Annotated in this window: 7 protein-coding genes and 2 pseudogenes; 8 read left to right on the top strand and 1 reads right to left on the bottom strand. The window is 74.8% G+C overall.

From position 1 onward, the window contains the following. Nucleotides 1–191 precede the first annotated feature (191 nt). Nucleotides 192–1,272 (bottom strand): annotated as a pseudogene (locus L3K22_RS16150) (rhodanese-like domain-containing protein). Between the two features lie 1,212 nt (nucleotides 1,273–2,484). On the opposite strand from L3K22_RS16150, the gene L3K22_RS16145 reads away from it, so the two are divergent. The 8 genes and pseudogenes from L3K22_RS16145 to L3K22_RS16110 form a co-directional block, all read left to right on the top strand. Beyond that, the gene (locus L3K22_RS16145) at nucleotides 2,485–3,468 is read left to right on the top strand and encodes a hypothetical protein (RefSeq protein ID WP_263312298.1); all 984 of its coding nucleotides are present in this window, start codon (nucleotides 2,485–2,487) and stop codon (nucleotides 3,466–3,468) included. Beyond that, on the top strand, nucleotides 3,465–4,493 hold the full coding sequence (locus L3K22_RS16140; protein ID WP_263312297.1) for an HAD-IIA family hydrolase: 1,029 nt from the start codon (nucleotides 3,465–3,467) through the stop codon (nucleotides 4,491–4,493). The genes L3K22_RS16145 and L3K22_RS16140 overlap by 4 nt, the downstream gene beginning before the upstream one ends. Continuing rightward, complete coding sequence (locus L3K22_RS16135; protein WP_263312296.1) at nucleotides 4,490–5,374, top strand: TlyA family RNA methyltransferase; 885 nt, start codon at nucleotides 4,490–4,492, stop codon at nucleotides 5,372–5,374. The genes L3K22_RS16140 and L3K22_RS16135 overlap by 4 nt, the downstream gene beginning before the upstream one ends. Before the next feature lie 3 nt (nucleotides 5,375–5,377). Continuing rightward, nucleotides 5,378–6,322: an NAD kinase gene (locus tag L3K22_RS16130; protein WP_263312295.1), complete on the top strand. Its 945-nt coding sequence runs from the start codon at nucleotides 5,378–5,380 to the stop codon at nucleotides 6,320–6,322. Nucleotides 6,323–6,333: 11 nt separating this feature from the next. Next, a complete protein-coding gene (gene recN, locus L3K22_RS16125; RefSeq protein WP_263312294.1) occupies nucleotides 6,334–8,052 on the top strand; it encodes a DNA repair protein RecN in 1,719 nt (572 codons plus the stop codon). Beyond that, complete coding sequence (gene steA, locus L3K22_RS16120) at nucleotides 8,049–9,221, top strand: putative cytokinetic ring protein SteA (RefSeq protein ID WP_263312293.1); 1,173 nt, start codon at nucleotides 8,049–8,051, stop codon at nucleotides 9,219–9,221. The genes recN and steA overlap by 4 nt, the downstream gene beginning before the upstream one ends. Before the next feature lie 15 nt (nucleotides 9,222–9,236). After that, nucleotides 9,237–10,304 carry a copper transporter gene (locus tag L3K22_RS16115; protein WP_263312292.1) on the top strand — a complete coding sequence of 356 codons (1,068 nt, stop codon included), beginning with the start codon at nucleotides 9,237–9,239 and terminating at the stop codon, nucleotides 10,302–10,304. Continuing rightward, a pseudogene (locus L3K22_RS16110) lies at nucleotides 10,301–10,796 on the top strand (hypothetical protein); the annotation flags it as partial. The gene L3K22_RS16115 and the pseudogene L3K22_RS16110, both read left to right, overlap by 4 nt.

Raw genomic sequence — 10,796 nt, 5'->3', positions numbered from 1 at the left:
ACTGCACTCGGGAGGGTGTGGGAGAGTAGGTCGCCGCCGGACATCTTCACTGGGAGTGGAGGAGTGCTTGAACCCCTAGCGGTTGTTCGCCTCCTCCACTCCCTTTTCTCATGCCCGCTAACAGGGAGAGGGCCCGTGAGCGAGGTGATCCCTCGGTCACGGGCCCTTCTGCGGGAATCGGGGTGCTTCGCTCAGGCGCGTGCCGACGCCTCGTTCTCCTGCTGCCAGCGGGACCAGCCGGCGTGGCTGCCGTCGACCTCGATCACCTCATGGCCGGCCCGTCGCAGAGCGTTCGCGGCCACGGAGGCGCGCAGCCCCGACTGGCAGAAGGCGATGACGGCGCCCTCGGCGGGCGCAGGAAGCTGATCACGGTGGAACAGCGCCCTTCCGGCCGAGAGGTGCTGAGCAACCGGGATGGTCCCGGCGGAATGCTCGGACTTGTTCCTCACGTCGAGCAGCACGGCGTGCGGGCGGCTCGAGCGCAGCTGGTCGAGATCCGCGTGGGAGACACGCTGAGGGACGCTCTGCTCGAGCCTCTCGAACGAGGTCACGTAGCCGCCGAGCTCGTCGATCCCCACTCTCACGAAATGGTCCTGGATCCTCGCTGCGGTCTCCGCATCCGGGGCGAGGACGATGATCTCGGCGTCGTCCGACTCCGGGTCGAAGGCCCAGCCGATATGGGAGGCGGCCTTGCCCGGGGCGGGGATGCTGAGCGCACCGGGCACCATGCCTTCGTGCACCCCGGCGACGGGCCTCGTGCCCACGCGGGCGATCGCGCCGGACGCCATCCCCGAGGCATCGACGCGGCGGGGGGAGAGCCCTCTCGCCCAGCAGAGCCGGCCCGAGGACGTTCTGACGCTTCATCCGTCCGAAGTAGGCATGGGCATCGGGCTGACCGTCCAGGAGCTCGTCGACGAAGCCCTGCTCGTCGTCGGCCGCGAGATGCGGAGCCCACCAGGCGAAGCTCCGCTGATGGCCGACCGTCGTGGAGGCGCTCGGCCGGGAAGTTGTACTGCCAGTCCTCGCCACCCTCCCCCGAGACATAGGCGGTCGCGCCCGTCGCCGCGGCGAGCTCGCGCGCCCCGGAGAGGAAGTCCGCATGGACATGGGTCTCGGTCACGGCGACGATCCGCAGACCGTGATGCCGGGCGAGGTCGGGGTAGTCGGCGATGTCGCGCCGCGGATCGACCACGGGCGCCTGCCGCTGTCCCGGCAGGCGACGAGACAGCTCGCCTGGAAGAGGTCCTCGTCGTAGAGGCGTTCGAGAAGCACGGCTCCTCCTGGTGGCTGCGTGGCACGGTGACCGGGGGGGCAGTCCATGTGGCGCAGGACCCACCCGCTTTCTAGGGCACGCCCCGTTCCCGAGGTACACACGGCGGGGGACCGGCGGCGATCGCGGAGCGGGACGGGTGCGCGTCGCGGCGCCGAGCGGGGGAGAGAGCCGAGAGCAGAAGGGGCGAGCGGTGCGCGACGGGAGCGCTCCGGGCAGGGCGCCGCTGCGGCGGCGCCGGGTCCGCGGAGCCGAGCACCGTCGGTTCCCGGAGTCTGGGAGCCCCGTGAAAGCAGTCACGGATGATGCCGTTACCCGAGGGTCAAGGCCGTGCTCTGGCTTAGAGTCGCCGGGAGACAAACGCATAGGGCGCACAGGGCGAGACGAAGAGGCGGGCGGTCCAGGTGGCTGAGCACAGCAACAACGGGAGCGACCGCGGCCGGGACGACTGGGGTCGTGACGGTCGGCGGCGGGACGAGCGAGGCTCGACGCCTCGATCCGGCGCGTCCGCCGGCGGCCGCGCCGGGGGGCCTCGAGGCCGCCGCGACGCAGGCCCCTCCCGCGACGGAGGAGCACGCCGCGAGGGCGGACCCCGCCGGGACGGCGACCGCCCCTACCGCCCCCGCCAGGACGACCGCCCGCGTCGGAACGATCGCCCCGGCACCGACGGCGCGGACCGCCGCGAGAACCGCCCCTACCGCGAGGACCGGGGCCGGTGGCAGGATCGCCCGCATCGGGAGGACCGTCCGCGCCGGGAGGGCGAGCGCCGCGACGACGCCCGCGGACGCGACGACCGTGCTCGCCGCGACGACCGCCCCTGGCGCGAGAACCGTCCCCAGGGCGGGGAGCGTGGTGACCGCTACGCAGGGCCGCGCCGCGAGGACCGCGGTCACCGCGACGATCGGCCGCGCCGCGACGATCGGCCCTGGCGCGAGGACCGCGACCGACGGGGGAGCGGCGAGGAGCGTCGCGGAGGCTCCGGTCAGCGCCGGGACGACCGGCCCCGACGTGAAGATCGGCCCCGCCGCGACGATCGCCCGCGCCGCGACGACCGCGACCGTCGTGGCGCTCCGGACCGCCGGGGCGGCCAGGACCGTTTCGACGACCGCCGGGGCGGCTCGCGCGACCGGGGCCGGGACGCGGGCCGCCGTGAGGACCGTCGCAGCGGCCGTCCGAGCGAGGAGCAGCGCGCCGATCGGCCGATCGAGCCGCGCGTGCCCGAGGGCATCACCGGCCGCGAGCTCGACAAGGAGACCCACGAGGAGCTGCGGGGCCTGAGCAAGGAGACCGCGCAGCGCGTCGGGCGTCATCTCGTCTCCGCCCACCTCCTCGAGGACACCGACCCCGAGACCGCCCTCGCCCACGCCCGCTTCGCCGCCCGTCTGGGCGGGCGCGTCGGCATCGTGCGCGAGGTCTACGGGATCTTCGCCTACCGCGCCGGCGAGTACCGTACCGCCTCCCGTGAGCTGCGCACCGCGATGCGCATCACCGGGCGCACCGATGTCCTGCCGATGATCGCCGACTGCGAGCGCGGCCTCGGCCGCCCCGAGCGCGCCCTGGACATCGCCGCCTCGGAGGAGGCCGCCGCCCTCGGGGTCGAGTCCGCGATCGAGCTGATGATGGTCGTCGCCGGCGCCTATGCCGACACCGGCGACGTCCAGACCGCCCTGCGCACCCTCGAGATCCCGGCCCTGCGGCACAAGATCGACGGTCGCTGGCAGGTGCGGCTCTGGGTCGCCTACGCCGACCTCCTCGAGCGCGCGGACCGCGAGGACGAGGCGCTGCGCTGGATGACGCTCGCCGCCGACGCGGACACCGAGGGCCTCACCGATGCCGCCGAGCGTCTCGGCCGCCCGGCCCCCGCACCCGCCGAGGCGCCCGTGATGGAGGGAGACGAGCAGATCAGCGTGCTCGACGCCTTCGACCCCTACGCGCAGGACGACCAGGACGGCGCCGACGACGCAGAGGAGGGCGACGACCCGGTGGATGCCGGCGCGGGTGCCGACGCTTATGAGGCAGGCGACGTCGACGGAGTGGAGAACGCGGCGGAGGCCGCCGACGACACCGAGGCGGACGACGCGGACGACACCGAGGACGAGGACGCGGAGGCCGGCGACGTGACCGTGACGGCGGAGAGCGCCGACGCGGCCGACGACCCCGGCGCCCCGGAGTCCGAGACCCGGGAGGAGCCCGCGTGATCCGCCGGCCCGACCTCTCGCTCCTGGACCTCCACGACGCGCTGCTGTTCGACCTCGACGGCACCCTCATGCACGGCGCCCGGCCGATCCCGCACGCCGTCGAGGCGGTCGAGACCGCCCGCGCCGCCGGCCGCTCCGTCGTCTTCGCGACCAACAACGCCTCCCGCACCCCGCAGCAGGCCGCCGACCACCTCGCTGTGATCGGCCTCGAGGCGAGCCCCGAGGAGTTCGTGACCTCCCCGCAGGTCGCCTCGCGTCTGCTCGCCGAGGACCTCGCCCCCGGCGCGAAGGTGCTCGTCGTCGGCGGACCCAGCCTCGCCGACCAGCTCCGCGCCGACGGGCTCGAGCCCGTCGACACGGATGCCGAGGACGTCGTCGCCGTGGTCCAGGGCTGGTCCCCGGACCTCGGCTGGGCGCGCCTGGCCGAGGGGGCCTACGCGATCCGCCGCGGCGCGCGCTGGATGGCCACCAACGTCGATGCGACCCTGCCCACCGAGCGCGGCCTCGCCCCCGGCAACGGCTCCCTCGTCGCCTCCCTGCGCCACGCCACCGGCGCCGAGCCGGAGGTCGCCGGCAAGCCCGAGCCGGGCATGTTCACCGTCGCCGCGACCCGGATCGGCGCCCGCCGTCCGCTCGTGGTCGGCGACCGGCTGGACACCGACATCGAGGGTGCCGTCCGTGCCGGGATGGACTCCCTGCTCGTCCTCACCGGCGTCGACACGGTCGAGACCGCCCTGCACGCCGAGCCGGTGCGGCGCCCCACGTTCATCACCCCGGACCTCGCCGGGATCGCCGCGCCCTTCCCGCTGCCCGTCGTCGACGGGGACGGCGCCCGCTGCGGCGCCGTCTCGGTGCGCCGCGAGGGCGAGGACATCGCCGTCGTCCACGGCGAGGCCGACGACCCGCGCGTGCTGCGGGCCGTGCTCGCGCTGCTGCGCGCGACCCATCCCGAGCACGCCTGGCAGGGACGCCTGCTGGGCCGCGACGGGGCCACCGCCCTGCCCGCCGCGGCCGCCGCCCGGTGAGCGGGGACCGGCTCGACGTCGCGCTGCTCGCCGCCGGCCTCGCACGGTCCCGCACCCACGCCCGGCGCATCGTCGAGGAGGGACGCGCGAGGATCGACGGGCGCCGGGCCGACAAGCCCTCCGCCCTCGTGCCCGACGGGGCGCGCCTGACCGTCGTCGACGTGCCCGACGGCATCGAGTACGCCTCCCGCGCCGCGCACAAGCTCGCCGGCGCCCTCGACCTGCTCGAGCTCGACCCCCGCGGCCTGCTCTGCCTCGATGCGGGCGCCTCGACCGGCGGGTTCACCGACGTGCTGCTGCGGCGCGGCGCCGATCGCGTGATCGCCGTCGACATCGGGCACGACCAGCTCGCCGACCATGTGCGCGAGGACGCCCGCGTCGAGGTGCGCGACGGCACGAGCGTGCGCGACCTCACCTCGGGCATGCTCGGTGCCCGCGTCGACCTCGTCGTCGCGGATCTCTCCTTCATCTCCCTGCGCACCGTCCTGCCGGCCCTTGCGGGCGTGATCGCGCCGCACGGGGAGCTGCTGCTCATGGTCAAGCCCCAGTTCGAGGTCGGGAAGCAGGCGCTGCCCCGCACCGGCGTGGTCACCGATCCCTCCGCCCGGATCCGCGCCGTGGAGGGCGTGGTCGAGACCGCCGCCGAGCAGGGGCTCGAGCTCGCGGCGATCGGCCCCAGCGCCCTGCCCGGCCAGGACGGCAACCGCGAGTACTTCGTGCACCTGCGGCCCGCCCGCCCGGTCCGGCCGCATGCTGCAGGGGCCACCGCGCCCGGCTCGTCCTGCACGCCGGATGCGCAGGCCTATGACATGATCGGGTCTGCCGTGGGTGGGGCACTCCCGCGGCGCCGCCGCGACCAGAACGCCCCCGAGGAGGACTGACCCATGCGACGGTTCCTCCTGTACGTGCACACCGGCCGTCGGGCGGCGCTGCGCGCCATGCTCACGGTCCTCGAGGAGCTGCGCCGCCGGGGCGTGCGCGCGGTGGTCGTCGACGAGCAGGTCGACGAGGTCCTCTCCCTGCCCGAGGACGAGGCGCCGCCGCGCCTGCTGACCTTCCTCACCAACGGCGGCGTGGACGTGCTCGACGCCGTCTCGGCCGCGGACGCCGTCGAGCTCGGCATCGTCCTCGGCGGCGACGGCACCATCCTGCGCGCCCTCGAGGCCGTGCGCGAGGCCGACATCCCCGTCCACGGCGTGAACCTCGGCCATGTCGGCTTCCTCGCCGAGAGCGAGGTCGAGGACCTCTCCATCACCGTCGCCCGGCTCCTGGACGGCGACTACGAGATCGAGAAGCGCTCCACCCTGGACATCGCCGTCCTCGACCAGCACGACGAGCAGATCGGGCACCACTGGGCGCTGAACGAGGCGTCCCTGGAGAAGGCCGACCGGCAGAAGATGATCAACGTCGCGATCGAGATCGACGGCCGGCCCGTCTCGAGCTTCGGCGCCGACGGTGTGCTGCTGTCCACCCCGACCGGCTCGACCGCCTACGCCTTCAGCGCCGGCGGTCCCGTCATCTGGCCCGAGGTCGACGCGATGATGCTCATCCCGCTCGCCGCCCACGCCCTCTTCGCCCGGCCGCTGGTGCTGGGACGCTCCTCCGAGATCGCCGTCGAGATGACCATGGACAACCACGAGGACGCGATCCTCACCCTCGACGGGCGCCGCGGGGAGGACATCGTGGCGGGGATGCGGATCGAGGCGCGGCTCTCCGAGCACTCGGTGCGCCTGGTCCGCCTCGCCCCGACCCCGTTCGCCGATCGACTGGTCGAGAAGTTCCAGCTGCCCGTCGTGGGCTGGCGGGGCCGCGGCCCGCGCACCCGCTGAAGGGTGCCGCCGTGCTGTCCACCCTGCGCATCCGCCACATCGGCGTGATCGACGACGCCCTGCTCGAGTTCGGGCCGGGATTCACCGCCCTGACCGGCGAGACCGGCGCCGGCAAGACCATGATCGTCACGGGCCTGACCATGCTGCTGGGCGGTCGCCTGGACCGGGGTCGCACCCGCGGCTCCAGCACCGTCGACGGGACACTCGCGCTCGCCGGGCACGGGGAGCTCGCGGACGCGATGGACGAGCTCGGCGCCGAGGAGGAGGACGGCGAGGTGCTCGTGGTGCGCCGTCTGACCCGCGACGGCCGCTCCCGCGCCCAGATCGGCGGGGTCCCCGTCCCGATCGGGACCCTCGCCCGGCTCGTGGGCACCGCGGTCACCGTGCACGGCCAGTCCGACCAGCAGCGTCTGCGCGACCACGACGCACAGCGCGAGGCCCTGGACCGCTTCGGGGCCGCCGAGATCGAGCCGCTGCTCGAGCGGCACCGCACGATCTGGCGCGAGCGCACCTCCCTCACCGAGCGCCTCGCCGAGCTCGACGCCCTGCTCGCCGAGCGGGAGCGCCGCGGCACCGTCCTCACCGAGGCGCTGGAGCGGCTCGAGCAGGCCGACCCCCAGGCGGGTGAGGACGACGCACTGCGCGCCGAGATCGAACGGCTCGGCAACGCCGAGGAGCTCCGCGGCGCCGCCGGGCAGGCCGCGCTCGCCCTGGTCGGCGACGACGACGGCCCCGCCGCCGGATCCCTGCTCGACATCGCGGGGGAGGCCCTCGCCCGCGCCGCCCGCACCGACGGCACCCTCGTCCCCCTCACGGAACGGCTCGACGCGCTGCGGATCGAGCTCTCCGACATCGCCGGGGAGCTCTCCAGCTACGCCGACGGGATCGACGCCTCGCCCGGACGCATCGAGGAGGCCAACGAGCGTCTCCACGAGCTGACCGTCCTGGTGCGCGACCTCGGCGCCCTGCTGCCGGGACAAGACGGCCCCGCAGAGGACGTCACCACACTGCTCGAGACCTCCCGCACCGCGGCGCAGGAGCTCGACCGCTTCGAGGGCGCGGAGGAGGAGCGCGGCACCGTCGCGGCCCGCCTCGAGCAGCTCGAGACGGAGCTCGACGCGGCCGCCGAGGAGCTCACCGCGGCACGCACCGAGGCCGCCGGCGCCCTCTCCGGCGCGGTCCAGGAGGAGCTGCGCCACCTCGAGATGCCCGATGCGGAGATCCGGGTCGACGTCACGGGGCGCGCCCACCGCTCCCACGGCCGGGACGAGGTCGCGATCCAGCTCGCCCCCCATCCCGGCGCCGATCACCTCCCTGTCGCGCAGGCCGCCTCCGGCGGCGAGCTCTCCCGCGTCATGCTCGCCCTCGAGGTGGCGCTGGCCTCCTCCCGCAGCGACCGCACCGCCGCGCCCGTGTTCGTCTTCGACGAGATCGACGCGGGCATCGGCGGGCGCGCCGCCCTCGCCGTCGGCCAGCGCCTCGCACGCCTGGCCCGCCACGCCCAGGTCATCGTCGTCACCCACCTCCCGCAGGTCGCCGCCCACGCCTCCACCCACCTGCAGATCGTGAAGACCTCGCAGGACGGTGCGACCAGCTCGACCGTGGAGACCCTGGACCGGCCGGGCCGGATCCGGGAGCTCGCCCGGATGCTCGCCGGGGACGACGCCTCCGACGTCGCCCTCGCCCACGCCGAGGAGCTGCTGGACGAGGCCGGACGGACGCAGCCATGAGCGCGGCCCGCACCGAGGGCGTGGCCCGGCTCGGCAAGCGCACCAAGGACCTCACCAAGCGCCTCCGCCCCGGCGAGATCGCGATCATCGACCACGAGGACATCGACCGGGTCGCTGCCGAGGCGCTCGTCGAGCGGGAGCCGGCCGCGGTCCTCAACGTCGCCGCCTCCACCTCCGGCCGCTACCCCAACGCGGGCCCGCGCATCCTCGTCGACGCCGGGATCGTGCTCGTCGACTCCCTCGGGGACGAGGTCTTCGAGGGGATCCGCGACGGGGAGCGGATCACCGTCGAGGACGGGAGGGTGCTGCTCGAGGGGGAGCCGATCGCCGAGGGCGCCCGGCAGGACGACGCGAGCGTCGCCGCCTCCCAGGAGGCGTCCCGGGAGGGGCTCTCCGAGCAGCTCGAGCTGTTCGCCGAGAACACGATGGAGTACATGCTCCGCGAACGGGACCTGCTGCTGGACGGGATCGGCGCGCCCGAGGTCGCCACCCGGATGGACGGCCGGCCGGTGCTGATCGTGGTGCGCGGCTACCACTACAAGGAGGACCTGGCGACCCTCAAGCCCTTCCTGCGCGAGAACCGCCCCGTGATCATCGGGGTCGACGGCGGCGCGGATGCGGTGCTCGAGGCCGGGTTCCGCCCCGACATGATCATCGGCGACATGGACTCCGTCTCCGACCGGGCCCTGCGCTCCGGCTCCGAGCTCGTCGTCCACGCCTATCGCGACGGCCGCGCCCCCGGGATGGAGCGGCTGGCGGAGCTGGGGCTGGCCGAGGGCGCGGTCTCCTTCCCCGCCTCGGGCACCAGCGAGGACATCGCCATGCTGCTCGCCGACGAGAAGGGCGCCTCGGTCATCGTCGCCGTCGGCACCCACGGCACCCTCGAGGAGTTCCTCGACAAGGGCCGTGCCGGCATGAGCTCTACCTTCCTCACACGTCTGCGCATCGGCTCCAAGCTCGTCGACGCGAAGGGCGTCTCCCGCCTGTACCGTCAGAGGATCTCCACCTTCCAGCTCGTGCTGCTGGCGCTGGCGGGTCTGGCCGCGCTCGCCGTAGCGCTCTGGGCCACCCCGGGCGGTCAGGCGCTCGTGCAGATCCTCTTCGCCCGCCTCGACGGGCTCCTGTCCTGGTTCACCACGCTGTTCACACCCCGGGCCACCGGGTCGTAGGAGGGTCCCGACCCCGTGATCGACTTCCGCTACCACCTCGTCTCGCTGATCTCCGTGTTCCTCGCGCTCGCCGTCGGCATCGTCCTCGGCGCCGGGCCGCTGCGCGAGAACCTGGGCGACCAGCTCGCCGGTCAGGTCGAGCAGCTGCGCACCGAGCAGGAGCAGCTGCGCACCGAGGCCGAGCAGCTCGCCGGCGAGAACGACCAGCTCTCCTCGTTCATCACCGAGGTCGGGCCGGAGCTCGTGGACGGCACCCTCGAGGGGCAGCGGATCGCGGTCCTCACCGACGACGACTCCACCCGCACCTCCACCGAGCGGATCACCTCGCTGCTGGACGTGGCCGGCGTCGCGCAGACCGTGCACGTCGAGCTGCAGAGCGCGCTGTGGGAGCCGGGACGCGAGCAGGCGCGGGCCGACGCGGTCGCCGCGGCGGAGCAGATCGCGCCCGAGGCGCTCACGGCCGTCGGAGGCGAGGAGCTCACCGACTCCGAGCGCCTCTCCGCGCTGATCCCCGAGCTGCTGGCCGGAGGCGAGGGCGGCCCCCTGGGCGAGGAGCTGCGCGGGCAGCTGTGGCAGGCGCTCATCGAGCACGGGATGGTGAGCGTGGACGGCGGGGCGCCGGGCACGGTCGACGGGGTCGTGCACGCGAGCGCCGCCCCCGAGGAGCTCGCCGTCGACACCGACGACGACCAGGCCGCCGCCGAGCGCGCCCAGGGCCTGCTCGCCTCCCGCACCAGCATGCTCACCGCCCTCGCCGGGACCGGCCTGCCCGCGGTGGTCTCCGCCGTGACGCCCGCGAACGACGCCTCCACCGGCATCCTGCGCACCGTGCGCGGTGAGACGACCTACGACGCGCTGTCGACCACGGACCGGCTGCAGGAGCCCGACGGGCCGGTCCTGTCCGTGCTCGCGCTGGTCGAGCAGACCCGCGGCGGCTCCGGCGCCTACGGCACCACGGCCGATGCCGCCGACCGCCTCCCCGCCCTGCCCGAGACCGCCGCGGTCGGTACCGAGGGCGACGGCTCCGGGGGCGACGGTACCGAAGGCGGGGCCGCGCCGTCCGACGGCGGGGGAGCGGAGTGATCGCCGCGCTGCGCGCCGAGCTCGCCCGCACCAACTTCGCCGGACGCGAGGTGAGCCTCGCCGAGGGCGCGCTCGTGGTCGCGGGCACCTGCGCCCTCGCACGACGCACGGGCCGCCCCCTGGACCTCCTCGCGCTCGCCGGGATCGGCGGGCTCGGGCTGCTCGACGACCTGCTCGAGCCGCATCAGCGACGCGCCGGCCGCCCGGTCTCCAAGGGGCTGCGCGGGCACCTCGCCTCGCTCCGCTCCGGCCGGGTGACGACGGGGGCCGCGAAGGCGCTCGGCATCCCCGCCCTCGCGCTGCTCGCCGCGGTGAGCGGCCCGGCCCCGCGCGGCGGCGCGATGGTCCCCGTGGACGCCGCGCTCACGGCGGGCTGCGCGAACCTCGCCAACCTGCTCGACCTCCGCCCCGGCCGTGCGCTCAAAGCCGTGCTGCCGCCCGCCGCCCTGCTCGCGCTCACGGCCGGGCAGGACGAGCGCGCCCGCAGCGGTG

It is taken from the genome of Brachybacterium atlanticum, from assembly GCF_025669985.1.
GTDB classification, from domain to species: domain Bacteria; phylum Actinomycetota; class Actinomycetes; order Actinomycetales; family Dermabacteraceae; genus Brachybacterium; species Brachybacterium conglomeratum.
Note: the sequence above shows the minus strand (reverse complement) of the source record. Positions and strands in the feature narration are given on the sequence as shown.